At 53.7% G+C, this 26,315-nt stretch carries 22 protein-coding genes; 19 read left to right on the top strand and 3 right to left on the bottom strand.

Annotated elements, in window-relative coordinates; all coding sequences use genetic code 11:
- Positions 1 to 53: 53 nt before the first annotated feature.
- Positions 54 to 872: an IclR family transcriptional regulator gene (locus tag O1V65_RS21830; protein ID WP_017491872.1), complete on the bottom strand. Its 819-nt coding sequence runs from the start codon at positions 870 to 872 to the stop codon at positions 54 to 56.
- 275 nt (positions 873 to 1,147) lie between these two features.
- On the opposite strand from O1V65_RS21830, the gene O1V65_RS21825 reads away from it, so the two are divergent.
- The 10 genes from O1V65_RS21825 to O1V65_RS21780 all read left to right on the top strand — a co-directional run bounded on the left by O1V65_RS21825 (position 1,148) and on the right by O1V65_RS21780 (position 12,567).
- Positions 1,148 to 2,686 (top strand): sugar ABC transporter ATP-binding protein, encoded by a 1,539-nt coding sequence (locus tag O1V65_RS21825; RefSeq protein ID WP_026110823.1) that lies wholly within the window; start codon positions 1,148 to 1,150, stop codon positions 2,684 to 2,686.
- Positions 2,687 to 2,751: 65 nt separating this feature from the next.
- On the top strand, positions 2,752 to 3,843 hold the full coding sequence (locus O1V65_RS21820; RefSeq protein WP_017494109.1) for an ABC transporter permease: 1,092 nt from the start codon (positions 2,752 to 2,754) through the stop codon (positions 3,841 to 3,843).
- 19 nt (positions 3,844 to 3,862) lie between these two features.
- The gene (locus O1V65_RS21815) at positions 3,863 to 4,969 is read left to right on the top strand and encodes an ABC transporter substrate-binding protein (protein ID WP_269130026.1); all 1,107 of its coding nucleotides are present in this window, start codon (positions 3,863 to 3,865) and stop codon (positions 4,967 to 4,969) included.
- Positions 4,970 to 4,983: 14 nt separating this feature from the next.
- Positions 4,984 to 5,844 carry an SMP-30/gluconolactonase/LRE family protein gene (locus O1V65_RS21810; RefSeq protein WP_017494111.1) on the top strand — a complete coding sequence of 287 codons (861 nt, stop codon included), beginning with the start codon at positions 4,984 to 4,986 and terminating at the stop codon, positions 5,842 to 5,844.
- A 347-nt stretch (positions 5,845 to 6,191) separates the two neighbouring features.
- Positions 6,192 to 7,169 (top strand): TIM barrel protein, encoded by a 978-nt coding sequence (locus O1V65_RS21805; RefSeq protein ID WP_017494112.1) that lies wholly within the window; start codon positions 6,192 to 6,194, stop codon positions 7,167 to 7,169.
- Between the two features lie 83 nt (positions 7,170 to 7,252).
- The gene (locus O1V65_RS21800) at positions 7,253 to 8,296 is read left to right on the top strand and encodes a sugar ABC transporter substrate-binding protein (RefSeq protein WP_017494113.1); all 1,044 of its coding nucleotides are present in this window, start codon (positions 7,253 to 7,255) and stop codon (positions 8,294 to 8,296) included.
- Positions 8,297 to 8,318: 22 nt separating this feature from the next.
- Positions 8,319 to 9,821, top strand: coding sequence for a sugar ABC transporter ATP-binding protein (locus O1V65_RS21795; protein ID WP_269130025.1), 1,503 nt, complete (start codon positions 8,319 to 8,321; stop codon positions 9,819 to 9,821).
- Positions 9,822 to 9,876: 55 nt separating this feature from the next.
- Positions 9,877 to 10,848, top strand: coding sequence for an ABC transporter permease (locus tag O1V65_RS21790; protein ID WP_084913141.1), 972 nt, complete (start codon positions 9,877 to 9,879; stop codon positions 10,846 to 10,848).
- Positions 10,848 to 11,705 carry a MurR/RpiR family transcriptional regulator gene (locus O1V65_RS21785; RefSeq protein ID WP_026110485.1) on the top strand — a complete coding sequence of 286 codons (858 nt, stop codon included), beginning with the start codon at positions 10,848 to 10,850 and terminating at the stop codon, positions 11,703 to 11,705. Before O1V65_RS21790 ends, O1V65_RS21785 begins: the two co-directional genes overlap by 1 nt.
- 1 nt (position 11,706) lies before the next feature.
- Complete coding sequence (locus tag O1V65_RS21780) at positions 11,707 to 12,567, top strand: ribokinase (protein WP_084913140.1); 861 nt, start codon at positions 11,707 to 11,709, stop codon at positions 12,565 to 12,567.
- Positions 12,568 to 12,667: 100 nt separating this feature from the next.
- On the opposite strand, the gene O1V65_RS21775 is transcribed toward O1V65_RS21780, so the two are convergent.
- Both O1V65_RS21775 and O1V65_RS21770 read right to left on the bottom strand, forming a co-directional pair.
- Positions 12,668 to 13,516 (bottom strand): fumarylacetoacetate hydrolase family protein, encoded by an 849-nt coding sequence (locus tag O1V65_RS21775; protein ID WP_017491537.1) that lies wholly within the window; start codon positions 13,514 to 13,516, stop codon positions 12,668 to 12,670.
- A 305-nt stretch (positions 13,517 to 13,821) separates the two neighbouring features.
- Positions 13,822 to 15,300: a DUF4091 domain-containing protein gene (locus O1V65_RS21770; protein ID WP_225741530.1), complete on the bottom strand. Its 1,479-nt coding sequence runs from the start codon at positions 15,298 to 15,300 to the stop codon at positions 13,822 to 13,824.
- A gap of 698 nt (positions 15,301 to 15,998) precedes the next feature.
- On the opposite strand from O1V65_RS21770, the gene O1V65_RS21765 reads away from it, so the two are divergent.
- From O1V65_RS21765 to O1V65_RS21725, 9 genes are all read left to right on the top strand, one after another.
- The gene (locus O1V65_RS21765) at positions 15,999 to 17,279 is read left to right on the top strand and encodes an ABC transporter substrate-binding protein (RefSeq protein WP_017491535.1); all 1,281 of its coding nucleotides are present in this window, start codon (positions 15,999 to 16,001) and stop codon (positions 17,277 to 17,279) included.
- Between the two features lie 90 nt (positions 17,280 to 17,369).
- Positions 17,370 to 18,344, top strand: coding sequence for a carbohydrate ABC transporter permease (locus tag O1V65_RS21760; RefSeq protein WP_017491534.1), 975 nt, complete (start codon positions 17,370 to 17,372; stop codon positions 18,342 to 18,344).
- A gap of 55 nt (positions 18,345 to 18,399) precedes the next feature.
- Entirely contained in the window at positions 18,400 to 19,230 is an 831-nt protein-coding gene (locus tag O1V65_RS21755; protein WP_026110483.1) for a carbohydrate ABC transporter permease, read from the top strand.
- Positions 19,231 to 19,285: 55 nt separating this feature from the next.
- The gene (locus tag O1V65_RS21750; protein WP_269130024.1) at positions 19,286 to 20,407 is read left to right on the top strand and encodes an ABC transporter ATP-binding protein; all 1,122 of its coding nucleotides are present in this window, start codon (positions 19,286 to 19,288) and stop codon (positions 20,405 to 20,407) included.
- Between the two features lie 43 nt (positions 20,408 to 20,450).
- Positions 20,451 to 21,740 (top strand): Gfo/Idh/MocA family protein, encoded by a 1,290-nt coding sequence (locus O1V65_RS21745; protein ID WP_227990096.1) that lies wholly within the window; start codon positions 20,451 to 20,453, stop codon positions 21,738 to 21,740.
- Between the two features lie 18 nt (positions 21,741 to 21,758).
- Entirely contained in the window at positions 21,759 to 22,658 is a 900-nt protein-coding gene (locus tag O1V65_RS21740) for an ROK family protein (protein WP_017491530.1), read from the top strand.
- Between the two features lie 329 nt (positions 22,659 to 22,987).
- Positions 22,988 to 23,758, top strand: a complete 771-nt coding sequence (gene agaR, locus O1V65_RS21735) for a transcriptional repressor AgaR (RefSeq protein ID WP_017491529.1) — start codon at positions 22,988 to 22,990, stop codon at positions 23,756 to 23,758.
- A 54-nt stretch (positions 23,759 to 23,812) separates the two neighbouring features.
- Positions 23,813 to 25,114, top strand: coding sequence for a D-tagatose-bisphosphate aldolase, class II, non-catalytic subunit (locus O1V65_RS21730; RefSeq protein ID WP_017491528.1), 1,302 nt, complete (start codon positions 23,813 to 23,815; stop codon positions 25,112 to 25,114).
- A complete protein-coding gene (locus tag O1V65_RS21725) occupies positions 25,111 to 26,301 on the top strand; it encodes an SIS domain-containing protein (RefSeq protein ID WP_269130023.1) in 1,191 nt (396 codons plus the stop codon). The genes O1V65_RS21730 and O1V65_RS21725 overlap by 4 nt, the downstream gene beginning before the upstream one ends.
- Positions 26,302 to 26,315 lie beyond the last annotated feature (14 nt).

Raw genomic sequence — 26,315 nt, 5'->3', positions numbered from 1 at the left:
ATAGTATGAATGCCTGCTCCCCACGCCGCTTAGCCATACTTTCCTCTGCCAGTTTACTGCGGCGTGACAAAACCAATTTCTTTAGAAATACGCTGCGCGATGTCCTGCACCGCCTCGGTGAGCGCCTTCGTGCCGACCTGTTTGAGTTTGGCGGTCGGCAGAGAGACCGACACGCTGTATTTCACCTGCTGGTGCAGGTCGAAAACCGGTGCCGCAATGCAGGAAACCCCTAGCTCGTTCTCTTCGCGATCCATCGCCCGTTTAAACTGGCGAATATCGGCCAGTTCCTCCTGCATCTTCGACAGTTCGGTCAGCGTATTGCGGGTTAAAACCTGAATCTCATCCTGATGCGTTTGCCAGTAGTGGTCGGTGAACTGGCTCTGCTCATAGGCCATAAAAATCTTACCCATCGCCGAACAGTAGAGCGGCATGTGCTGCCCAATGTAGGCCCGTGTTCTCATCATGCCGGTGGTCGGCTCAAGCTTATAGATAAGCAGCACGTGGTCATCTTCACGGGTTGAGAAATTCACCGTTTCGCCGGTTTTCAGATTCAGCTGTTCAAGATGCGGTGCGGCAACGTGGATGATATTGAGCGATGTCAGCGCCTTCTGGCCGATAGAAATTAGCTTGGTAGTCAGCCGGTAACTTCCCGGAGAAGGCGCGGGCGTGACATAGCCGCTGGCGTGCAGCCCCTGCAACAGTCGATGTACCGTGCTTTTATTCATATCCGCCAGCTCGGCCAGATGGGCAAGCGGACAGCCGTTGGGGAAATTGCCCAGGATCTCTATCAGCTGAAGGCCGCGAAACAGACTTTGACTGCCCAGAGGTTTCTCTTTGCCCGATCTCTCTTCATCCGCTGTTTTGTGACTCATCTCATATTTCCCTCGTTTAAAAGTCTACTCATACGGCTTTTCAGCACGCTCACCAAACTGTGTTACCGGTCACATTTAAGCAACATTATTATTAACCTTATGATTTATAGAGTAAATAAAATCATTCACAACTTTGATTATTTCACTCAATGCGCATAGTATTTTTGAAATCAGGTTTCGCATATTGAAATTTATCGTGTGATTCTAGACCAGTCGTTTATCTCTTTCCATTTTGTTTGTTGGTAACTCAGCGTAGCGTTCAAAAGGGCGTAAAGATGCAAAGTGACAATCAAATCAGTGACGATCGGCCCATCCTCTCGATGCAACATATCGTCAAACGTTTTGGCGGCAACCCGGCGGTTAATGATGTCAGTCTGGAGGTGCTACCCGGCAAAGTGCTGGCGCTGCTGGGGGAAAACGGTGCGGGAAAATCGACGCTGATAAAAGTGCTGGCGGGAGTTTATACCCGCGACGGCGGCGACATCCTGTTTCAGGGCAAAAATATTCATTCGGCCAATGACCTCAAAAATGGATCCAGACAGCCGATCGCCTTTATCCATCAAGACCTGGGATTAATAGAATGGATGACGGTTGCCGAAAATATGGCGCTGGTGATGGGATTCCCGAGGCGTTTAGGGCTGATTAACTGGAAAGCCATTCGTCAGCGCGCGCTCAATGCGCTGAAAGAGGTCGGCATTGCCCTTGACCCCGACGCGCGGGTATTCGAACTGTCACGTACCGAAAAATCACTGCTGGCGATCGCCCGTGCGGTGGCAGTCAATGCCGAACTTCTGGTGCTTGACGAACCCACTGCCTCCCTGCCAGCCAATGATGTCCGCCATCTTTTCACTGTTATTAACCGACTGCGCGCCAAAAAAGTCGGCATGATTTACGTCACTCACCGTCTGGATGAAGTGATTGAGATTGCCGACAACGTCTGTGTGATGCGCGACGGCCGATACGTTGCCGGAGGTAAAACTTCTGACTATTCGCTGCGCGACCTTGTCAACCTGATAGTCGGTGAAAGCGTTGAGGATGACCAGCGCGAGCCGCTGCCTGTCAATCAACCGCCGGTGCTCCAGCTCGATGACGTCATCGTTGGAGAAATTGGCCCGCTGAGCTTCTCGCTTCAACCCGGCGAAATGCTGGCACTCGCCGGGTTGCGCGGTGCAGGACAGGAAGAAATTGGCCGACTGCTGTTTGGCCTGCGCGAAAAAACCCACGGCAACATTACTTTTCGCGGCAGTCCGTTCAAAGCCAGTACGCCCGCCGACGCAATTGCGCGCGGTGTGTCACTGGTCGCCGGAGATCGCACCGGAGAAAGTCTGGTGATGACCATGAGCGTGCGGGAAAACCTGTTTCTCAACCCCTGCATCGCCGGACATCGGCTGTTCTCACGCTACAGCAATCGTCAAGAAACGGGCGCGAGCTGGTGGAAAGTGCAGCTGTTCGACATCCGCCCCAAAGACGTCAACACCACCGTCAGCGCCCTTTCCGGCGGTAATCAGCAAAAGGTGGTCATGGCGCGCTGGATGAACCTCAATGCACCGCTGCTGATCCTTGAAGATCCGACGGCGGGCGTGGACGTCGGTGCGCGCGCCGAAATCTATCATCTGCTTAATAAATCGCTGGCCGAAGGGGTTGCGGTGCTGGTTATCTCGACCGATTTCGAGGAAATAGCCCACATCTGTAATCGCGCGCTGGTATTTAATCGCGGCAACGTGGTTGGCGAACTCAAAAATGAAGACGTCACCTTTGCCAATCTTTTGGAGTTGGCGTCTGCCAGCACCGGGGAAATTCTTGCTACATCCTGAATACACTCATCTCGTTTCACTGTGTCCGGCTTAAGCGTTTAAAAGAACCATAAGGCGTCAATGTCATGTCGAAAACATCTATTAAATCAACCGCTCTCGAGCAGCGCGTCAGCCTTCGCCAGCACGGCGCAGGCGCATGGAGTATGCAAGTCCTCACCCGCTACGGCCTGCTGCTGTTGTGCATTGCGCTGGTGATCTTCTTTTCGCTCGCCACCCCGGCCTTCGCTTCGATGTTAACCCTACAGGCCATCCTCTCCAGCAAGTCAAAAATTGCACTGCTGGCGCTGGCGGCGACTATCCCGATGATAGTCGGCAAGATTGACCTCAACGTCGGGTTCGGCATCGTGCTGTGGCACATTCTCGCCATCACCTTGCAGGTGCAATACGGCTTCTCGTGGGAATTTGCCGTGGTGGCGGTGCTGATTCTGTCAGCGCTTTACGGTCTGCTGAACGGTATTCTGGTCGCGCTGGCCGACATCGACAGCTTCGTCGCCACGCTCGGCTCCGGCACCGTGCTTTACGCTATCGCACTGTGGCACTCGGGCGGACGGCAAATCGTCGGCGACCTGCCCGACGCGTTTACCGCCCTCCATCATACCGAAATCGCCGGTATCCCCATTGTTGCCTTCTACGTACTGCTGGTCGCGGTGGTGCTGTGGCTCATCACAGAACACACTCCGCTTGGCCGCTGCATGTACGCCGTCGGTGGCAATCCTGCGGCCGCGCGGCTGAACGGGATTTCGGTCAACCGTTACACCATCGGCGCGTTCATTGCCTCGAGCGTGCTTACAGGCTTCACCGGCGTGCTGATAGCCTCCGAACAGGGCGTAGGCCAGGCCAGCGTCGGCATGGATTATCTGCTCCCGGCCCTTGTCGGTGCATTCCTCGGCAGTACCACTATCCGCCCCGGCCGCGTCAACGTCTGGGGTACGGTAGTCGGCATTGCGGTGCTCGCCATCGGCATCGCCGGTATTCAACAGTTCGGTGGCGACTTCTGGGTCGAGCCTCTGTTTAACGGCGTGACGCTGCTGCTTTCCATCACCCTTGCCGGTTACGCCCAGCGCCGACGTCTGCTGAATCAAAAAGCGGTGCAGCGCAGTCAGGCGGTCACTAAAAAAGAGATGCCCCCTACACACGAAGCCGATCAACGCCCTTAAGTCATTTTGGAGAACAATAATGAAATCAAAAACTCTCTTGGCCGTCCTGATATCAGGCAGCGTTTTCTTAAGTTCGATCACAGCCTTTGCCGACGCCTATCTCGACAGTGCAAAGCAGGCCGTCGACAAGGCCGTCACGCCGGTTACCCAGTGGGACGGGCCGACCTCTGGTCCTAAATTGCAGGCCGGTAAACGCATCATCTTTATTGCCTCCGACATGAAAAACGGCGGCGTTCAGGGCGTGCAGCAGGGACTCAGCGAAGCCGCAGCGGCCGCAGGCTGGAAGCTTGAAACGCTCGACGGCGGCGGCTCAATAAAAGACCAGCTTTCTTCGCTCAACCAGGCAATTGCCCAGAAGCCCGACGGCATTGTCATCGGCGGCTGGAATCCTAACGTAGCCAAAATTCCGCTGAAAAAAGCCGTCAGCGAGGGCATCACTCTCGTCGCCTGGCACGCCGTGCCCGAGCCGGGTCCGATCGCCAAATACAACGTTTTCTACAATGTCACCTCTGACTCGACACAGGTCGCGCAGATTGCCGCGCAGTATGCGGTGGTGAAATCCGACGGTAAGGCCAAGGTGCTTATCTTTACCGATTCGCTGTATCAAATCGCGCTGGACAAGGCCAACGTGATGAAGAAAGAGATAGAAAAATGCAGCGGCTGCCAGGTGCTAGAATTTATCGATACGCCGTTGGCGGACACCGCCAACCGTATGCCTTCCATGACCTTCAGCCTGCTGCAAAAATACGGCGATAATTTCCAGTATGCTTTGGCAATCAATGACCTGTATTTCGACTTTATGGCCCCGTCGCTGAAAACTGCCGGCAAAGGTGGCGAAAAAGCGCCTTATAATATTTCGGCCGGTGACGGCTCCATTTCGGCGTATCAGCGTATTCGTTCGGGCGACAGCCAGTCGGCAACGGTGCCGGAACCGCTAAAACTGCACGGCTGGCAGTTGCTCGATGAACTCAACCGCGCCTTCGCTAAACAGCCGCCTTCCGGCTATGTCACGACCCCGCATCTGGTCACCCGCGACAATATTTCCAGCGATGGCGGAAAGAACAATACCTTTGATCCGCAAAACGATTATCAGGGGCATTACAAAACAATTTGGGGCGTGAAGTAACGCGGGGATAAACCATGTCCGAACTGAACTGGCGGGAGAATAAACTCGAGAAACTGTGCTCACCGGCCATCTGGGCCGAAGGGCCGGTATGGTTGCCGTACCAGCAGGCAATTGTTTTTAGTGATGTAAAAGGCAATCGCATGTTTCGCTGGTCGGCCGAAGACGGCGTCAGTCTGTTTCGCGCATCGTCAAATTTTGCCAACGGTAACGCCCTCGACGCCGATGGGCGTATTGTCAGCTGTGAACACGGCCGTCGCGGTATTAGCCGGACCGACGCACAGGGTGAAGTCACACTGCTCGTCGACCGGGTCGACGGCAAACGTTTTAATTCACCCAATGACGTGGTGGTGCGTTCGGATGGCACAATCTGGTTTACCGATCCCCCCTACGGCATTATTAACGACGAGGAAGGATTTAAATCTGAAAGCCAGGTTATCGGTTGTTATGTTTACTGTTTTAACCCAAGAACTCACGCCCTGAGCATCGCGACCAGCGACGTGCAGCGCCCCAACGGGCTGGCATTTTCGCCGGACGAAAGCCTGCTTTACGTGGCCGATATGTCGATAGTCGACTTTCCTACCCTCGGTCGCCGTGAGCTGCGCGTGTTTCCGGTAGAGGAGAACAGACTCGGCATCGGCCGCTTCTTCGCCGAGGTGGCTCCCGGCATTCCAGACGGTTTCTGCATCGATGAGCAGGGCAGGATTTTTTGCAGCTGTGAAGACGGCGTTATCATTTTTAATGCCGACGGGCAGCGTATGGGTAAAATCCCGGTACCTGAACGGGTTTCAAACTGCACCTTCGGCGGCGAGAACGGCGACGAACTGTACATCACCGCAACAACCTCACTTTATCGTTTAAGACTCGGCCAACAATAACCTCACCGGTGAGCGTCCTGCTCACCGGCCTTTTATTAATCTTGCTTACTGCGCCATAACTTCACATAAAAAAATCACAGCGTAATGTCATCCCGCCTTCACCTTCTCGTGACGCCCTGCCTGCTGCTTTCTGAACGACAAAGGTGAGCTACGTCACGGCGCAAGAAAAGAGCCAAAATCACCGCCTTTTTTGGTGATGTAACAGATCTGTGAATAGCATCCCAAATCCAGAATTTGAATGTTTTTTAATCTTGCGTGAAATAGTCACGGCACCTCATAATAAAACTACTTTACTAAAATAGGTAAAGTTGGAAAGTACATCACGGTCAATTTATAAAGGAAGACAAATGTCTGATCTCAAATTTGCTACCCGTTTAAACTCTTTTGCCTCTGGGGCACACCTTTACTGGCCAAACCAACAGGGCAAACCGTCGGTTATACAAATGATTGAGCGTGCTTCGACGGTTAAAGGGTTAACGCATCTGGATCTCAATTACCCACAACACATTACTACCGATATCAGAAGCCTGCGTCAGCGTATCGAAGACGTGGGACTGGCGGTCAACGGCATGCAAATGCGTTGGGACGCTCCAGAATTCAAGATTGGTGCCTTCACCAACCCCAATCCTGAAATCCGTCGTAAAGCTATCGAACTGACTAAACGCGGGATCGACGCGGGCCGGGAATTTGGCTCCAACCTGATGACCCTGTGGATGGGCCAGGACGGCTTCGACTATTGCTTCCAGGCCGACTATAAAAAGATCTGGGAAGACGCAGTAAGCGCGGTGCGTGAAGTGGCCGAATATGCGCCGGACGTGGATGTCAGCATTGAATACAAACCCAACGAGCCGCGCGCATACAGCATTTTTCCCAACGTGACGACCTGTCTGATCGCCGTCGAAGAAGCCGGATGCCCGAATCTGGGGATCACCCTCGATTTCGCCCACGTGCTCTACGCCAACGAGATCCCGGCCTACGCCGCGGCGATGGTTTCACGCCGCTCGCGCCTGCTGGGTCTGGACTGCAACGATGGCTGGGGCAAACGCGACGACGGGCTGATGGTCGCCTCGGTCAATCCGAAAGCCACGCTGGAATTCCTTTGGCAGATGCAGCGCGACGGTTATCAGGGTGCGTATTACTTCGACACCTTCCCGGACGCCAGCGGTCTGGACCCGGTGCGTGAGGCCGAAGCGAACATCGCGACCGTGAAACGCCTGCTCAAGCTGTGCGAAAAGCTGGACGATAACCAGGCGCTGCGTGCAGCCATCGGCGAGCAGGACGCGGTCGCGTCGCAGCTGATTATCAATGACATCATGTTTTCATAACCCTCATCCCTACACGGGGCGTGGCGTAGTGCTTCGGCGCGGCAAATCGTCCTGAAAACCTCATAAAAATAAAAGGATAGAACATGAAAAAGTTTCTTTTACTGGCCATCGCCTCCGCCCTGTTTAGCTCAAGTATTTATGCGGCGGAGCTGGCTCCCCTACAGTCCGATACCGAGCCGGACAGAACTGACTGGACCCAGCTCGATAGCAAATACGGCGCGATGCCTAAGCCCGATGCCAAGCTAAAAATCGGCGGCGTGTCCAAAACGCTGACCAACGAATACTGGCGCTCGCTGGGGCAAGGCTATAAAAACGTCGCCGATAAAGACGGCTTTACCTTCGCCTATCAGGCAGCGGCCAATGAAGATGACCAGCTCGGCCAGCTTTCAATTGCCGAAACGCTGATTGCTCAGGGCTTTAATGGTCTGCTGGTTTCCCCGCAGACCGACGCCAACCTGCAACCGGCGTATGACGTCGCACAGAGCAAAGGGATTGCGGTGGTTAACGTTAACGATGCGGTGATGCCAAACGCGGCGCACTACGTCGGCAACGTGCAGAAAGACAACGGCGTGCGCGTGGCGCAGTGGTTTATCCAGCACTATCCAAACGGCGGCAGCGTCGCAATTATCGAGGGACAACCCGGGGTTTACGCCGCCGGTCAGCGTACCAAGGGCTTTCGCGAGACGATAGCTGCCAACGGTAAATTCAAGGTTGTCGCTAGCGTACCGGCCAACTGGAGCCGAGAAAAAGCCTACGATGCCGCCTCGACCATTTTGCAGCAATATCCTGATTTAATCGGTTTCTACGCCAACAATGACGGCATGGCGCTGGGCGTAGTCGAAGCCGTTCGTTCGGCGGGTAAAAGCAAGCAAACGGCGGTGTTCGGCACCGACGGCATCTCTGACGCCTACGCCTCCATCAAGCGCGGCGAGCTGACCGGTACCGTGGACAGCTTCCCGGTGCTGACCGGCGAAGTGGCGATGGACGTGATGCTGCGCCTGATAGCTGGCCAGAAAATCTCCCGCGTGGTGTCCACACCGCAGGCTTTAATTACCAAAGATAACGCCGACGCCTTCTCGACCAAAGACAACGAGAAACTGCGCCAGCTTCTTGCACAACAAAAATAATAATTAAGGCAGCGGAGGGGGTATGGAAAATTATCGTTTAAACATGCAGGGAATTACCAAGATTTACGGAAACGTTGCGGCCATCGAAGGGATCAACTTTTCGGTGATCCAGGGCGAGGTGCATGCTCTGATTGGCGAAAACGGCGCGGGTAAATCGACGCTGCTGAATATCCTGTCGGGCGTTCGCGAAGCCAATACGGGTGAGATCATGGTCGACGGCGAGGTCGTCAAAATGAAGAACCCGCTCTCGGCACGTCAGGCGGGGATCGCCATGATCCACCAGGAGTTGCAGCATGTTCCAGAACTCTCCGTTGCTCAAAATATGTTTTTAGGTCGTCCGCTAACCAAATATAAAGGCCTCTTTGTTAATAAGAAAGCCCAGCTTGAGCGCGCCAGAACAATCCTCAAGCAGCTAGATCCGTCGATTAATCCGGACGAACCTATCAAGAATTTAAAAGTGGCCCAACAGCAAATTGTCGAGATTGCGCGTGCGCTGCTCGACGATGCCAAGATAATTGCAATGGACGAGCCGACCTCAAGCCTGACGCCAACCGAGTTCGATCGTCTGGCAGAACTGATTTCGGACCTGAAATCGATGAAGGTATCGATAATCTATGTCTCGCACAAAATGAACGAAATCTTCCGCATCTGCGACCGTGCCACCATCATGCGCGACGGCCGACAGGTCGGCGTGGTCAACATCAGGGATGAGACCGAAGAAACCCTTGTCTCCAGGATGATTGGCCGCAAGCTCGAGAAAGTACAGCACCACTCCTTTATGACCGACAGAGATATTCTGCAGGTCGAGGGATTGGGGCGCGGCGACGACGTGTTGCCCGCCACCTTTAGCGTACGCGCTGGTGAAGTGCTGGGCATTGCAGGTCTGGTAGGCTCTGGCCGCACCGAACTGCTCAAACTGATTGCCGGGATCGACGCCAAAACCTGCGGCGGTATCCAGGTCAACGGCAGACCAATACATAATTTGAACGTCTCCAGCGCCATCAAAGCCGGGATCGGCCTGGTGCCGGAAGACCGCAAGAAAGAGGGCATTATCAAGCAGCGTTCCGTGGCGGTGAATATGGCGCTGCCGAAGATGCGCAATTACACCCGCGCTGGGATGTTGCAAAAGTCCAAACTGGATCAGGCGGCCATAAAAGTGATGTCAGAGTTAAAACTGCGTCCGCTTGATACCGAAAAACATATCGGTCTACTGAGCGGGGGTAACCAGCAGAAGGTCATTATTGGTCGCTGGATAGCCGCCGACACGCAGGTATTTCTTTTTGATGAGCCAACCCGGGGAATTGATATTGGAGCTAAATCGGAAATTTATAATCTGATTGAGAGATTAGCCAGTGAAGGCAAGGCAATTATTGTTGTATCGTCAGAGATGCAGGAAATCATGCGTATATCTGACCGCGTATTAGTTATGCGCGAAGGAAAAATAGCGGCCGAATTAACGGGCGAAGATATCAGTGAAGAAAATATCGCGCAATACGCCATTAATGCCGTTTTCCATAAAAAATAACCCTGCAAAACTCTGCAATGCATTATGCAGAGAGTGAAAGACACGAGGCTAAAAAATGAATACTCAAGGAAAAACCATGCCGGCTTTACGCACATCTTCACTGCTTAAATTCAATCTTCGCGACACCGGTACGCTGATTGGATTATTGATTATCGTATGTACCTTCTCGGCATTATCACCGGTATTTTTTACCATACCTAATTTATTGAATATCTTGCAGCAGTCGTCAATTAATGCCGCTATCGCACTGGGCATGACGCTGGTAATTATTTCCGGAGGGATAGACCTGTCGGTCGGTTCTACCGCCGCGCTGTCGGCCATTTTCGGCGCAACGCTCATGGCCGCCGGTATTCCTGTCCCACTGGCCATCGTCGGCACGCTGGGCATCGGCGCGCTGTGCGGCCTGTTCAGCGGCGTGCTGGTTGCCTATGCCGGACTTCAGCCGTTTATCGTTACGCTAGGCGCACTCTCGCTGTTCCGTGCTCTGGCGCTTATCACGACCGGAGGCAGTCCGATTTTTGGCATTCCGGTGGAGTTTCGCAGCGCCATCACCGGCACGCTGTTTGGCATTCCCTGCCCAATCCTCATCGTGGTGGTCATCGCTATCGCGGCCTGGGTATTGATGAACAAGACGCCGCTTGGTGAATACATCCTGGCGGTGGGCGGTAACGAAGAGGCAGCCCGCGTCGCCGGGGTGCCGGTCAAACGCACTAAGGTCACGGTTTACGTTATTTCCGGCGTTCTGGCGGCATTGGCCTCGCTTATCCTGATCGGTCGCCTCGGCGCGGCAGAACCGACGCTTGGCAACCTGTGGGAACTTGACGCTATTGCGGCGGCGGCCATAGGCGGCACCTCGTTAATGGGCGGCAAAGGCAGCATTATCGGCACTATCATCGGCGCAATTATTTTAGGCTCATTGCGGACCGGCTTAACACTAATGAATATACAGGCCTTTTATCAATTGCTTGCAACGGGTCTCATCATTATTATAGCCATGCTGATTGACCGAGCGACACGAGGTAAGTAATGAAGCAAGACCCGCGAGCAATAGGTGCTCATATTAGAATGAGGTTGCCACAACTCACGCCATTAGAAAGAAAAGTAGTTGAGTCAATTACGTCCAAAAGTGATTTGTCAGAGCAGACGTCATTAAAAGAAGTGGCCGTGGAAAATGCCGTTTCAGAAGCAATGATCGTTAAACTGGCAAAGAAATTAAACTTCTCGGGATTCCGGGAATTCAGGACCAGCCTGATTTACTACAATAATTCTGATGTGGCAAACCTGCATTCTGAAATTGGGCCTAATGACTCGTCGGAAGAATTACTTGAGAAAGTTTTTCGCACCTCGATTCAGGCAATAGAAGAAACAAAAACAATTTTAGATATTTCCGAGTTTAATCGTGCAGCAGATATTCTCTTTAAAGCCAGACACATCGACTTGTACGGTGTTGGCGGTTCGGCGTCGGTTGCTCGCGACCTGTCGCACAAACTGCTGAAAATCGGCATTAAGGCGATGGTGCATGATGATGCACATATCATGATGATGTCGGCGGCTATTTTAAGTGACGACGATGTGGTGATTGCAATAAGTCATTCGGGCATGACTCGCGCGGTGATCGACCCGGTAAAACTGGCGGCCAGGAACGGTGCCAAGGTTATTGCTATCACCAATTATGCGCAGTCACAGTTGGCTAAAGATGCCCACGTGGTGCTTAATTCGACCTCGCAAGGGTCACATTTACTCGGAGAAAACGCGGCGGCGCGCATTGCCCAGCTCAATATACTGGACGCGCTGTTTGTCGCGATTGCTAAAAAAGACCTGAAGAAAGCGGCGCAAAATCTCAATAAGACTCAACAAGCGGTTAAAAACTTAAGAGAGTATTAGCATGAGTAAGCTCCTCGTCGTCGGCAGTCTGCATTACGATATTATGGTGGACGCGCACCACCGCCCTGAGAAAGGTGAGACGGTTATCGGCACCGGATGTTCATTCAAATTTGGCGGTAAAGGGGGCAATCAGGCCGTTTCTGCGGCTCAGGCGGGGGTCGAGGTGGTATTTTGCGGCGCAGTCGGCGACGATGAGCACGGTAAATGGCTGCTCGAGGTGTTGAAAAAAAATCACATCGATAGCCAACGGGTGGAGATTATTGCGGGTGTCGCCTCGGGTATGAGCGTGGCGACCACTGACGCCGAGGGCGATTATGGTGCGGTGGTGTTGTCCAACGCCAATACGCGCATCGACGCAGCACAGTTCTCGAATGCTGGCGTCTGGTCAAACGTTGGCATGCTGTTACTGCAAAACGAATTACCGGAAGAGGTCAATTTACAGGCGGCGAAAGCGGCCAGACAGCGCGGCATTCCGGTGTGCATCAATGCCGCCCCGGCTAAACTGTTATCGCCCGCGCTGCAAGGCTGCATTGACCTGCTAGTGGTCAACGCGGTTGAGGCGCGCGATATGTCGGGTATGACGGTAGAAAGTCTGCACGATGCCGCACTCGCCGCGAAATTACTCAATAAAGATTATCCTACCGTCATCGTAACGGCGGGTGGACTCGGTGTGGCGTACAGTGAAAATAAAGGCAATGTTCAGGAGATAGAAGCAGAAAGAGTTGAGCTGGTCAGCACCCACGGCGCAGGAGACTGTTTTATGGGTACCCTTTGCGCGTCAATAATGCGCGGCGAGACACTAAGCACATCGGTCATTAATGCGAATAAAGCCGCAGCTCTTCACGTATCGCGAAAACACTAGATACGGTGTTAGCCAATAATTAGATAACGCCTGAGTGAATCATCTGGATAACAATGCCTCCCAAAGCCAATAACTTATGGCTTTGGGCTGGCAGGGTTATTTAGACCGCCTGAGCAACTATCTGGTTGGTGAGGGTACCGATACCACCAATTTTTACCTCGATAGTGTCGCCGCTCTTCATAAACAGCGGTGGCGTTCTTTTTTTACCTACGCCGCCCGGCGAGCCGGTGATGATAACGTCACCCGGAGAAAGTGGGCTGAAACGAGAAATATATTCAATGATATCCGCAACGGTGTGGATCATATTTCCGGTGGTGTCGTTTTGCACACGCATACCGTTTAGATAGGTCTCGATTGGCAGAGCCTGGGGATCGGTAATTTCGTCGGTGGTCACCAACCATGGTCCGAAGCCGCCAGTTTGTCTCCAGTTTTTACCTGCGGTAAACCAGGTGTGTTGCATATCGCGCACAGTGGCGTCCATGAAACAGCTATATCCGGCGATATAATCCAGAGCGTTTTCTTTCTTCACTTCGCTCGCGTAACGGCCAATGACTACCGCCAGCTCACCTTCATAATCAAACTCATCGCTGGTAGCTGGTTTGATAAGATTATCTTTGTGAGCGCTGAAAGTGTCCGGGAAGCGAATGAACAAAGTCGGTGCATTGTTATTTTCTTCGAACTCTTTTCTCTTATCAGAATAATTCATCCCAACGCAGAAAATCTTTCCTGGGGTTTCAATAACCGGAAGGAAAACAATGTCATCTGTCGCGTAATCGGCAGGAGTTCCATCCAATTCATGCAGGATGTTTAATGCATTGTCATTTAAAAGAGATTGCAGCGTGGAATACCGATCGGAGAATCTTCTTCCGGCATCAATAACACCATGTTCAGTAACAATACCGTAAGACTTTTCATCTGACTGGGGGCGATAAAAACTTGCTAATTTCATACAATTCCTTAGATCAACATCATAAGCAGCCTGTCATTGCACGCCACCTATTAGATCTCTTTATTCAGCTAAAATGACCACCTGGTGTTAAACGACAGGATGGCGACCGAGCAAATTGCTGCAGCACATCGTGTGTGCGTAATTTTCTCACAGACCCAAAGATATTGCACAGTCAAACTGAAGATAATCGTACTATTATTAGCTAAATTAATGCAGTTATAGCATTTTTGTTAAAAATATATTTCAAAACAAATCGAAATAATTAATAAAGGTACGCAATCATTTAATTACGTACCCCGCACTAATCAGCTCAAAGTCTTTTTAATCATACTGTTAACCTCACTCCTCAGGCCGAGTAAGAAATTAGCCTGCCGAGGGTAGTGTTTAAAGGTGATACGCATTCCCGCCATGCGCTCGATCAGCGCTTCCACCTCCTCACGGCTGGTGACGGTTTCCAGCAGTTGCAGTGCGCGCAGATCCTGTAGCGCTTCCCTCAGCACCACGAGGCGCAGAGATTCTATCGGCTGATAATCCTCGCCGGGATAGACTACAAAAAGATCGCCAGAGGGGAAAGCGCCCTGCCCGTCGGTAATGGCAAAGGGATCGAGATGCTCAAGCGAGTGCCCGCTGTTGTAGAAGTTAAATCCCCAGTGCAGAAAACCGGTAATCGAATAAAGATAAAGCTGTACGCCTAAAATCCGATTGCGGTAAGAGGGCATAGAGAAGAAACGGTTTGCGACATCGAGCTTCTGCACGCAGCAGTAATAGGTCCAAAGATCCGGCACCTTATGTTGCAGAAACGGCTCTATGTGGTCACTCGCGGTCACCGGATTTTGCACCAGCCCCTGCTGATAGAACTCATAGTCTGACAGCGCATCCAATACTGGAAACCCTTTGATCAACGGGCGAATAAGTTCGCTTGCCCGCCGGTAGGCGTCGATATCCTCCATCTTGGGCTCGTCAGAGACGTGGAACCAGGCGTGTTTCTGCAACCCCCTTTCACGCAGCCAATCGCACAGTGCGGGCAGAAATGCCTGCAAAAAGTCGCGGTATTCGGGGCCCTGAGCGTCGGTCTCCCAGCCAAATGCCCGGCTCAGTCGCCCTTCTCTCTCGACCGTGATTTTTGGCGCATGATTAGCGCCCCACTGGGTAAAAAGATGTGAAATCTCGAAGGTAGTGATGCCTTCCTCTTGGCACAACTCTACCCATTTTTCCAGCTGCGTGAAATCAAACCGATAACCCTCGCCGACCTCCTGACTGACCCCCACCAGCTGCACCGTAGTGCGTTCACCGCCGATAGCCGTATCGAGTGGCGGGGTGAAAACGGGTGTCAGCAGCATATTGACGCCGTTGCGGACCGCACAGCGCACAAAGTTTCTCACCGCCAGCCACCACTCGGGGCTGAACACCGCAATGCGATAGACGTCGGCCAGGCAGTCGGCGTGAAACCACTCGGTGTGCAGCAACGTTTGCGCTGGAAGGGCCTGCGGTAAAACGTCAAGGCTAAGACTCGCGTCGCCCAGCGTCTTCCCACTTTCCACGTCGATAATACGCAGGCAGACCGCACTGTTTCCGGCAGGCAGGGTTTCGTTTTCTGGCGAAAGCGTTAGCCACAGGCTGCCATAATAATTGCCGTTCACAAAAAAGGTGTTATTCGGCAATGGCATCAGCGGATCGGGAAATAGCCCCGGTTCAACGGTCAAATAATCGTCATCAACGGTTTGATAGCAGGGGAAAAGACTGGGTACATGCCTGACCTGCCGCACCGATATGTTTTCTGACAACGTCCCCTGGATTTCAAAGCGCAATTTACGGCGAGGTTCATCATCTTCTTTATGCAGGCAGTAGACACACTGAAAAGAAATACTTTCATTGTTTAACAATGAAAGATGTTTAATCGATATAAAATCAGGACGTGATCTCTGATGAAATATCTTTTCCAGACTATGAGTAAAAGACAGTGAAAGATTCATAATAGTCAGACTCGCGGGGCCAGCGGAAAATATGAATATTTAGCCTGCCATTTTTTTAATCAACAGACAATAAGGGAATAAATTAAATCAGCAGTGGGTAGATGAGAGCAAGTCTCATTAATAATCTTCTTCGAATACCCATCTCACACTTTAGGCTCGCGAGAGATCATTTTTTTTGTTTAATGGCATCACAAAAATGAAAGATTTATCCGCATGCACAATAAAAGCTTTTTTATTCCCCATTGTAGTGCAGGGCTTGTGCGGCAATCTCCCGGTGTAACTGGCCCTGATACCGCTTGTTGTCTGGAAGTGAGACCCAAAATGTTATCGAAAAGTTACAACTCGGCAGGCTTTCATCTTTCGCTTTTAGCCTTTCGTTTTTAACAAGATCGAAAGCAATCCGCACTGATTTAGGGCAAAAGTCGTGATATTGACACACCGAAATTTAGGGGATAGAAAGAATGTACGTTACGACAATGTTTATTTTTCGAACGACCAAGGGGATGTCAATGTCACGAACAAAATGCACCGCCTTTTTATTTAAACCGGCTTTATTTAGCCGTAGCATGATTGCCTCAGCGATATTATTACCCGCCCTGTTTTCTTTATCTGCCCAAGCTGCCGATCCGGTGACATTACGCTATGCCGTGTGGGATAAAAACCAACTGGCGGCAGAACAACAGATTGCTAAGAACTTCGAAAAAGAAAACCCTGATATTAAAATTGATATTGAACTTACTCCCGCCGCTCAATATTTTGTTAAATTAGATGCAGCAGCAGCCGGCGGTGTTGCACCCGATATATTCTGGATAAACATGCCGTACTTTATCCAGTATGCCAAGAATGGATTATTAGAGCCGTTAAATAGCGACATCGAAAAAAGCAAATTAGATATGAATAATATCGTCGCTAGCTCGGTTAAAGCCTATCAATATAAAGGACAGCAGTTAGCCATCCCGCGTGACGTCGATTCCATTGCGGTCTGGTACAACAAGAAACTGTTCGATGAAGCCAAGGTCAGCTATCCAACCAATGACTGGACCTGGGACCAGCTCAAGGCCAAGGCAACCCAGCTCAAAGCCGGCCTGAAAGGGGACGAATTCCCGCTGGTAATGGACCTCAGCAACGATGGTCAGGACAGTTATCTTAACCTGCTCTATCAAAGCGGCAATAACGTCGTGCCGACCGACGGCAAACCCACCGACATCGCCAACGACAAGTCAATCTGGGTCTACCAGCAGCTGCAGGAAATGATGAAAACCGGGCTGCTACCCACTGCGCAGCAGATGAGCGAAGTTAAAACCGAAAACATCTTCCAGTCAAACCGCGCCGCGATGGCCTACGCCGGATCCTGGCTTGCTGCACCGTTCGCCAGCAATCCGTTGATTAACGACCATATTGGCGTGGTGATCATGCCAAAAATCGATCGCCAATCTGGTGTAGCCCACAGTCTCGGATTTGCCCTGTCGGCCAAGAGTACGCATAAAGCCGAAGCCTGGCGCTATATTCAGTTTATGAGCTCGGAGCCGTCTCAGGAAATCCTCGCCAAGGCGGTTATCCCTGCCAATAAGACCGCTGCCAAAGCCTGGGCCGCCAACATCAAGAACGTCGACGTCACGCCTTATATCGAAACCCTTAACTTTACCAAAGCCTATCCAACGGCCGGTACCAACACACCGAAATGGCAAAACATGTGGATAGCCAGCCTGAAGCGCATCTTCATGGGCGCGGACGCCAAACAAGAGATGGACAAGTCGGTTAAGAAAATCTCACGGGTCATGGAAGAGTAACGCTTAGCTAAAAAGTCCCTAAACACCTTCCAGCCGCGGAGATGACACCCGGCTGGAGAAGGTTTTTGCACACGAACTGAGGTATTCACCATGTCGCTTGCAGAATCGGTTTCCGTTGCGGTGAAACGGCAAACCGCCGTTACCCAAAGCGTTGACGCCACGTCTACCAAACCCGCCCGCCGAGTGCTGACTCGCCTGGAGCGCGCCGAACGCTTTTGGGGCTGGGTGATGGTCCTGCCTTTGCTGATAGGGCTGCTGGTGTTTTACTTTGTCCCCTTCCTGCAAAATATCTTCTACAGCTTCACCGATCTCGATCAGTTCATGCACTGGACGACCTTCAATCTCGACAACTACCGCGACCTGTTTACCGACGACGATTTTTACTCGGCGATTTTCAATACGCTGTTTTATGTTCTGGTCTGCGTGCCAATTAGCCTGACGCTTTCACTGCTGCTGGCGATCGGTCTTAACCAGAATATTCGCGGCAAGGCGCTGTTCCGCACGCTGCTGTTCTTGCCCGCCGTCACCATGCCTGCGGCGGTTGCGATGGTCTGGCAGTGGCTGTTTAACAAAGATTTTGGCCTTATCAACTACCTGCTGCACTTCTTCAATGTGTCGGCCATTGGCTGGCTTTCGGACCCTGAAGTGGTGCGCCTCAGCGTTTCCATCATCATTATCTGGTCCTCGTTAGCGCTGAAAATCATCATTCTGCTGGCCGGGCTACAGAACATTCCAAAATCTATTTACGAGGCGGCGGACATCGACGGCATCGGCACACTGCGCCGCTTCTTCTGCCTGACCCTGCCGATGATGGTGCCGACGCTGTTCTTCGTTTCAGTCATGAGTTTTATCGAAGTGCTGCAAATCTTCGACGTTATCTATCTGATGTTTAACCGCTCGATGGTTGAGAACGACACCATGACCATCACCTATTTGTTCTTCAAGAATGCGTTCTACCTGCAGGAAAAAGGCTACGCCTCCGCCATCACCGTGGTGCTGTTTATCGTCACCATGCTGATTACCCTCATTCAGATGGCCATCGGCAAACGCCTGAAAGTGGCATAAGGAGTAGGACATGAGCCTGTTTTCAACCGCCTCTCAAGAACTGCCCGGCAGCGCAATGGCAGCGAAGAAGTTCAACGCTCAAAAATGGGCGGTGTACGCCTTTATGCTGCTCGCCAGCCTCGCCTCGGTAGTGCCGTTTCTGTGGATGCTGATCACCTCGCTGAAAACCCAAGCCGAGAGCATTCAGATCCCACTGCAAATGCTGCCCTCGCACCCGAACTTCTCGGCTTATGGGCGCATCCTGCACGAGATCCCGTTCACCGAGTTCTATATCAACTCGATCCTCTCGACCTTTTTCACCGTCACGCTACAGATGATGATCGCCACAATGGCCGCTTACAGCTTTGCGCGACTGCATTTTCGCGGCCGCAACGTCGTGTTCGTACTGTGTATTTCGATTCTGATGGTGCCGGGTCAGGCGTTTTTGATCCCACAGTTTCTGGTGGTGCAGAAGCTCGGGCTGCTCAATACCCTGACCGGGATGATCCTGCCCGGCATCTTCAGTATCTACGCCACTTTCCTGCTGCGTCAGTTCTTTATGGCGGTGCCCAAGGAGATGGAGGAAGCCGCGCTGATGGACGGCTACAACCACTTCGCCATCTTCTGGCGCATTATGCTGCCACTGATCCGGCCCGGCATTATTGCCTGCATCATCATCAACGGCCTGTGGAGCTGGAATAACCTGATGTGGCCGCTGATCGTCAATACCAGCAGCGACAAACTCACCCTTCCCGTCGGCCTGGCGTCGCTGTCGAGCCGAGCGGGGGAAGAGTATCCGATGCTGATGGCAGGCGCGCTGATGGCCATTATTCCCATGCTGATGCTGTTCATTCTTTTTCAGCGCTACTTCATTCAGGGCATCGCCAGCTCGGGCGTCAAGAGCTAGGCCTTTTTATCCATCACACTATTAATGTAATGCCCTGAAGGGGGAGGACTGAAATATGACTGGAATACAGCTGCACTGCGTTGAAAAAGTGTATCCCAACGGTTTTAAAGCGCTCCACGGTATCGATCTCGAGATCCACGACGGTGAATTTATGGTGTTTGTCGGCCCGTCGGGCTGTGCGAAGTCCACCCTGCTGCGGATGATTGCCGGTCTGGAAAGCGTCAGCGAAGGGCAAATCGTGATTCAGAATCAGTGCGTTAACGATACCTTACCGAAAGACCGCGGCATCGCGATGGTATTTCAGAACTACGCGCTCTATCCGCATATGACGGTCTATAAAAATATGGCCTTTAGCCTGATTGGCAAGGAGAGCAAACAGGAGATCGACCGACGCGTGCGTGAAGCGGCCGAAAAGCTGGAAATCACCAGCCTGCTACAGCGCAAGCCCGGCCAACTTTCGGGCGGTCAGTGCCAGCGCGTGGCGGTCGGCCGTGCCATCGTGCGCAAACCCAAGGTGTTTCTGTTTGATGAACCGCTCTCCAACCTCGACGCCAAGCTGCGCGTCTCGATGCGCGTACAGCTGATCGACCTGCATAACCAGCTGAAAAAAGAAGGCGTCGGCGCAACGATGATTTACGTCACGCACGATCAGGTCGAGGCGATGACCATGGGCGACCGTATCTGCGTGCTCAACCGTGGGCAGATAATGCAGGTTGATAAACCGGTGAATCTCTACCATTCACCGGCCAATCGATTCGTGGCGGAGTTTATTGGCAGCCCGTCAATGAACCTGCATGACCTCGCGTTAAGCCGTCAGAACGGAGACATTGGCCTGCGTCTTGGCGAACACGCGCTGCTGACGCTGCCGCCAGAACTTCAGGCTCAGCTAAGCGGTTATCACCACAACGAAGTCTGTCTTGGCATCCGCCCCGAGTACCTGCGCCGGGTCGAGGCCGGGACGCCAAACGCCCTTGCCGCCACCATCATGACCGTTGAACGCATGGGCAATGAAGAGCTGCTGCACTGCGACATTGGCGGGTATCGCTTTATCACTCGCGTCGCGACGCGGCACGACTGGGATCCTTTGCTGGGTGAAAAAATCTGGCTGGATTTCGCACTCGACCGCGCGCACCTGTTCGACAAAGAAACCGGCCTAAATCTAAAACAGCGTCATTAAAAATTACGGCCTTTTGTTCGCCTGAAACAAGTGGAGAATCGCAATGTCATTAACCTCATCTTCAGTTAAACCCGTCAGTGTGTTGGTGGTCGGCGCCGGTGCACGCGGGGAAATTTATTCACGTTACGCGCTGGCGCATCCCGAGCTGATGCGCGTGGTGGCCGTGGCCGAGCCGCGTGACGTCTATCGAGAGCAGTTCGTCGCGCAGCACGATATTGCACCAGAGGGCGTTTTTAAAGACTGGAAAGACGCGGCGGCGGAAGAAAAAATGGCCGACGCGGTGCTGATTTGCACTCAGGACAGTATGCACCTCGAACCGGCGCTGGCCTTCGCCGCCCTGGGCTATCATATGCTGCTCGAAAAACCGCTTTCTCCTGATAGCCAGGAATGTCGCGATATTGTGCAGGCGGTGCAACGCGCCGGGGTGATTTTCTCGGTCGGCCACGTGCTGCGCTATACCCGCTACACCCAAAAACTCAAGCAGCTGCTGCGTGATAAAGCGATCGGTGACGTGGTTAGCATGCAGCACCTCGAGCCGGTCGGATACTGGCATCAGGCGCACTCCTTCGTACGTGGCAACTGGCGCAACGACCAACATTCGGCCTCAATGCTGCTGCAGAAATCCTGCCATGACATCGACTGGATCCGCTACATCATGGATACCCCATGCGAACAGGTCAGCTCCTTCGGCGGCCTGCGCCATTTTCGCGCCGAGAACCAGCCTGCCGGAGCCGCCGACAACTGCCTCGACTGCGGCGTAGAGTCACAATGCCCCTACTCAGCCAAAAAGATCTACCTCGGCGACACGCATAAATCGACCCAGGGTTTTCTGCGCGTACTCACGCCGGACGTCAGTCAGGAGAATCTCCTCGCTGCACTGCGCAACGGGCAGTACGGCCGCTGCGTTTACCGCTGCGACAATAACGTGGTCGATCATCAGGTCGTCAATATTCAGTTCGCCGGTGGCAAAACGGCCTCCTTCACCATGACCGCCTTTACCCGCCATGAAGACCGTAAAACCCAGCTGTTTGGCAGTCACGGCACGCTCGAAGGCGACGGTCGCTTTATCCGCATCACCTCGTTTATCGACGACAGCGAGACGGTCTATGACGTAGACGATATCGACAGCATCGACCCGGCGCAAAGCAGTACCATGAGCGGCCACGGCGGCGGTGACTACTACCTGATGGCACACTTCATCGACGCCATACGCCGCAACGATGCCAGCCAGATCCTCTCTGGCCCGAGAGAGACCCTGGAAAGCCATCTGATGGTCTTTGCCGCCGAGCGAGCACGCCGCGAATGTGCCGTTATCGCCGTGCACTCTGCCTGACTCGCGAGGAGAAAATGGATGCGCTATGGATTTGATATCGGCGGCACCAAGATTGAAATGGCGGCCTTCGACGACCGGCTTAACCAGGTATTTTGCCAACGCGTTAATACGCCGACCGCAGACTATCAGCAGTTTCTGGACTGTGTGAAAACGCTGGTCGCGCAGGCAGACATGACTCTGCATACGCGCGGCAGCATCGGCATCGGCCTGCCCGGCGTGACCGACCCCATCAGCCATAAACAGCTGTCGGTCAACGTGCCCTGCCTCTCTGGCCACTGCCTAGGAGACGACCTCGCTAATACGCTGGACCGCCCGGTGACCATTGAAAACGACTGCCGCTGCTTTGCCCTGTCGGAGGCCAGCACTGAACAGACGCGTGCGCACGATATCGTATTCGGGGTGATTATCGGCACCGGTGCAGGCGGCGGATTAGTGCTGAATCGGCACCTCTACAAGGGCAAAAATGGGCTGGCGGGTGAATGGGGGCATACGCCTATTTCTGCCCAGCTGGTGCAGCGCTATGACCTGCCGCTGTTTGCCTGTAGCTGCGGTCTTAGCGGCTGTTTCGAGCGTTACGTTTCAGGACGAGGGCTGATGGCACTCAGCCAGCATTTTCATCATCAGGCCACCAGCGTACCGGACCTGTTGACGCACTATCGTCAAGGCTGCCCGCTCGCTCAACGACTGATCGCGATGTATATCGATATTCTTGCCAGCGCGTTGGCTAGCCTGCAACTGATGCTCGACGTCGATGCGTTCGTGTTTGGCGGCGGCCTGTCGAATATTGCGGAGATCTACCAACTGCTACCGCAGGCGATGCGCGGCTGGCTATTCGCTCACAGTCAACCGGCAGCGATTTTACCGCCGGTGTATGGCGACAGCAGCGGCGTGCGCGGTGCGGCTCTGCTTGACGGATGAAGGGATAAATTATTTTCCGCCGGGCAAGCGAAAGACAAAACGCACAGCCAGAGGGGCCGTCTTTCACTCTGTGCGGATTGCACGGTGAAACAAATCGAAAGAACGGCTGATTCATAACGTTTTTGGCGCTTTATACGCCATATGTTGTGCTTTCGATTTAGTCTCAATCGAAAGAAAAAATAAAATTAAACATATGATATATAAAGATTTATTGTGAAAAATGACGTTGATTTTCAGTGTTCCGTTTGTTGTAATCAAGCCGAAACACTGAAAGCAGCAAGGTTGTCGTAAGCGGAAACGTGGCCGCTGCCTCGGGAGAATAAACGCCAATGATAAATACGCTAAAACGTCGGGAATTGATCATCGACCAGCTGTGCCGCGAGGGGTCAGTGCGGGTCGAAGAGCTCAGCGGGCAGTACGACGTATCGAGCGTGACCATCCGTAACGACCTGCGTTATCTGGAAAGAAGCGGCTGTGCCGTGCGCGCCTATGGAGGCGCCAAACTAAACAAACAGTTCGTGTTTGACCGCCCGCTGCAGGACAAGGGACGCATTAATCGCGACGTGAAATACACCATCGCCTGCGCCGCCGCCGCGCTGGTCAATGATGGAGATTCGATAATCCTCGATTCGGGTTCAACCATCAGCCAGATGGTGCCGCAGCTGCAGGGCAAACAGGAACTGGTGGTGATGACCAACGCACTGAACATTGCGTTTGAGCTGGCAAGCAATGAGCAGGTCGACCTGATGGTGATTGGCGGCAGCGTGAGGCGCAAATCGTGGTCGCTGTACGGCCCATCGGCCGAGCAACACATTCGTCAGTATCGTTTCGACAAGCTGTTTCTCGGCGTGGACGGTTTCGATTTGGTCAGCGGCATCACCACGCCAAATCCCGGCGAGGCGCAGCTGAACCGTGCCATGTGCGACGTGGCGCGCGAAGTTATCGCCGTGGCGGATGCCAGCAAGTTCGGCCGCACCAGTTTCTGCATGATCCGTGAGATAGGTCAGATCCAGAAATTGGTCACCGACAGCGGCATTCCCGAGGAGTACCGCCGAAAACTGCAAAGTTTAGGGGTTGAAGTCATCATCGCCGACAGCTAAAGGGCCGGCGTATCCAAACATTCTGTCCGTTGAATATCCTGCTAAGGAGTTTTCATGCAACAACTACTTTCGCTGATCCAGCGCCATAAATCCGGAGAGCCGGTTGGCGTGTTCTCTGTCTGCTCGGCGCATCCCTGGGTTATCGAGGCTGCGCTGCGTCAGGCACTTCAGCGAGGCAGCGCAGTGTTAATTGAGGCGACCTCCAATCAGGTCAATCAGTTTGGCGGCTACACCGGCATGCAGCCGCATCAGTTTCGCGATGCCGTCTGGCAGCAGGCAGATGCGCTGGGGCTGCCGCGTGACCGCGTATGGCTCGGCGGTGACCACCTTGGCCCCAACGCCTGGCAGGATAAAGACGCAGAACAGGCGATGGCGCTCGCCGATACGCTAATAGCCGACTATGTCGCCGCCGGATTTCGCAAGATTCATCTCGACTGCTCAATGTCATGCGCAGGCGATCCCTTCCCGCTCGGCGACGAAGAAGTTGCCCGCCGCGCAGCGCGCCTGTGTGCCGTTGCCGAGAAAAGCTGGCAGCAGCACGGCGGTGAAGCACCGGTTTATGTGATTGGCACCGAAGTGCCGGTACCGGGCGGTGCGCAGGGCGAACTCGAGGAAGAAGAGATGCACGTCACCACGCCGGATGCCGTCGAAACCACGCTGGGCGTGCACCGCAGCGCGTGGATGGCACAGGGTCTCGCAGCGGTCTGGCCGCGTGTGATTGCCGTCGTAGTGCAGCCGGGCGTCGAATTCGACAACCACAGCGTAGAGCGTTATCAGCCTGAGCGAGCACGTCAGCTCACTCGTTTTATCGAGAGCTGGCCCACGCTGGTGTATGAGGCGCACTCCACCGATTATCAACCCCCGCAGGCCTACCGCCAGCTGGTGCGTGACCATTTCGCCATTCTAAAGGTGGGTCCGGCGCTAACCTTCGCACTGCGCGAGGCGCTGTTTGCCCTCGACCACATCGAGCGCGAGTGGCTCGGCGAACATCAGGCATCACACCTTTGTGCGACGCTCGAGCAGGTCATGTGCGAGCGCCCTGAACAGTGGCGTCGCTATTATCCCGGCAAACCGCATCAGCAGCATTTGTATCGCCAGTACAGCCTGAGTGACCGCGTGCGCTATTACTGGCCGCTGCCTGAGGTATCACAGGCCGTCGAGGCATTGCTGGAGAATTTGCGTCAAAACCCGGTCCCGCTGGCGCTGCTGAGCCAGTATCTGCCCGAACAGGCGCGCGCCATTAACGCCGGAACACTCTCTTCCGATCCCGAGGATTGGGTATTACATAAAATCAGTGAAGTGCTGACGGATTACGCCGATGCCTGCCAGCCCGCTGCGAAGGAGCACGTATCATGAGCCACTATTTTTCCTACAGCACCGACTGGCTGGAACAGCACAACGCGCTGCACACCGCACGCGAAATATGGAATCAGCCCGACCTGTGGCGTCAGTTGCATCAACAGCTCACCGAGGACAGCGGACAGTGGCAGCCTTTCCTGCGGCCGCTGCTTGAAAACCCGCGTCTGCAAATTGTGCTGTGTGGTGCGGGCAGTTCGGCCTTTGCCGGTCGGGCGCTCGCGCCCTGGCTACGCCAGCAGACCGGCCGCGACGTGGTGGCCTATGGCACCACGGATATCGTCGCCAATCCGCATCAGTATCTCGACCGTTCGCGTCCTACGCTGCTGGTATCTTTTGCTCGTTCCGGCAACAGCCCTGAAAGCGTCGCCAGCGTGGCGCTGGCCGATCAGCTGGTACCTGAATGTTATCACCTGATGTTGGTGTGCAATCCCGACAGTCAGCTGGCGCAGTATGCCGAAGGCCGCGACAACGTGCTGGCCGTAGTGATGCCGAAAGGCTCCAACGATCAGAGCTTCGCGATGACCTCGAGCTTTAGCTGCATGATGCTCGGCGCGGCCTTGCTGCTCGGCCCGCAGTCGCTCGATGAAGCCTACCCGCCGCTGAATCGGATGGTAGAAAGCGGCTACCGCCTGCGCGAAAGCCTGCAATCTCAGGTCAAGAAGCTGGCACACAGCGGCTTCACCCGCTACATCACGCTCGGCGGCAGCTGTTTTACCGGACTTGCGGAAGAGGCCTCGCTGAAGATGCTGGAACTCACCGCGGGACGTATCGTTACCCGCTACGACTCGCCGCTGGGCCTGCGTCATGGCCCCAAGTTTATGGTCGATGACCAGACGCTGGTGTTGATGATGTTTTCCGGCGACGGTTACGCGCGCAAATACGATCTTGACCTGTGGCACGAGCTGAAACGCGATGGCCTAGTGCAGCAGATGGTAGGGCTCAGCGGCGAAGCCGACGTACAAGACCATTATGACATTCAGACCCTGCATAACGAACGCGAAGACGTGTGGATGATGTTCCCTTACCTGCTGTTCGCCCAGATGCTGGCGATGGAGACCTCGCTGGCACATGGCCTGACGCCGGATAACCCTTGCCCAACCGGCGAGGTGAATCGCGTGGTGAAAGGGGTCACGATTTATCACTATTCAAAACCCGTTAATCCGGCCAGTGCTTCCGCACTCTGACGGATATAGACGAC

It is taken from the genome of Rouxiella badensis (assembly GCF_026967515.2).
In the GTDB taxonomy this organism is placed as follows: domain Bacteria; phylum Pseudomonadota; class Gammaproteobacteria; order Enterobacterales; family Enterobacteriaceae; genus Rouxiella; species Rouxiella badensis.
Note: the sequence above shows the minus strand (reverse complement) of the source record. Positions and strands in the feature narration are given on the sequence as shown.

Coding starts and splice junctions, on each gene's coding strand:
- O1V65_RS21825 (WP_026110823.1), top strand. CDS start 1,148: ATGCAAAGTGACAATCAAATCAGTGACGATCGGCCCATCCTCTCGATG.
- O1V65_RS21725 (WP_269130023.1), top strand. CDS start 25,111: ATGAGCCACTATTTTTCCTACAGCACCGACTGGCTGGAACAGCACAAC.
- O1V65_RS21830 (WP_017491872.1), bottom strand. CDS start 872: ATGAGTCACAAAACAGCGGATGAAGAGAGATCGGGCAAAGAGAAACCT.
- O1V65_RS21790 (WP_084913141.1), top strand. CDS start 9,877: ATGAATACTCAAGGAAAAACCATGCCGGCTTTACGCACATCTTCACTG.
- O1V65_RS21785 (WP_026110485.1), top strand. CDS start 10,848: ATGAAGCAAGACCCGCGAGCAATAGGTGCTCATATTAGAATGAGGTTG.
- O1V65_RS21780 (WP_084913140.1), top strand. CDS start 11,707: ATGAGTAAGCTCCTCGTCGTCGGCAGTCTGCATTACGATATTATGGTG.
- agaR (WP_017491529.1), top strand. CDS start 22,988: ATGATAAATACGCTAAAACGTCGGGAATTGATCATCGACCAGCTGTGC.
- O1V65_RS21760 (WP_017491534.1), top strand. CDS start 17,370: ATGTCGCTTGCAGAATCGGTTTCCGTTGCGGTGAAACGGCAAACCGCC.
- O1V65_RS21805 (WP_017494112.1), top strand. CDS start 6,192: ATGTCTGATCTCAAATTTGCTACCCGTTTAAACTCTTTTGCCTCTGGG.
- O1V65_RS21815 (WP_269130026.1), top strand. CDS start 3,863: ATGAAATCAAAAACTCTCTTGGCCGTCCTGATATCAGGCAGCGTTTTC.
- O1V65_RS21775 (WP_017491537.1), bottom strand. CDS start 13,516: ATGAAATTAGCAAGTTTTTATCGCCCCCAGTCAGATGAAAAGTCTTAC.
- O1V65_RS21795 (WP_269130025.1), top strand. CDS start 8,319: ATGGAAAATTATCGTTTAAACATGCAGGGAATTACCAAGATTTACGGA.
- O1V65_RS21750 (WP_269130024.1), top strand. CDS start 19,286: ATGACTGGAATACAGCTGCACTGCGTTGAAAAAGTGTATCCCAACGGT.
- O1V65_RS21745 (WP_227990096.1), top strand. CDS start 20,451: ATGTCATTAACCTCATCTTCAGTTAAACCCGTCAGTGTGTTGGTGGTC.
- O1V65_RS21820 (WP_017494109.1), top strand. CDS start 2,752: ATGTCGAAAACATCTATTAAATCAACCGCTCTCGAGCAGCGCGTCAGC.
- O1V65_RS21730 (WP_017491528.1), top strand. CDS start 23,813: ATGCAACAACTACTTTCGCTGATCCAGCGCCATAAATCCGGAGAGCCG.
- O1V65_RS21765 (WP_017491535.1), top strand. CDS start 15,999: ATGTCACGAACAAAATGCACCGCCTTTTTATTTAAACCGGCTTTATTT.
- O1V65_RS21755 (WP_026110483.1), top strand. CDS start 18,400: ATGGCAGCGAAGAAGTTCAACGCTCAAAAATGGGCGGTGTACGCCTTT.
- O1V65_RS21800 (WP_017494113.1), top strand. CDS start 7,253: ATGAAAAAGTTTCTTTTACTGGCCATCGCCTCCGCCCTGTTTAGCTCA.
- O1V65_RS21740 (WP_017491530.1), top strand. CDS start 21,759: ATGCGCTATGGATTTGATATCGGCGGCACCAAGATTGAAATGGCGGCC.
- O1V65_RS21810 (WP_017494111.1), top strand. CDS start 4,984: ATGTCCGAACTGAACTGGCGGGAGAATAAACTCGAGAAACTGTGCTCA.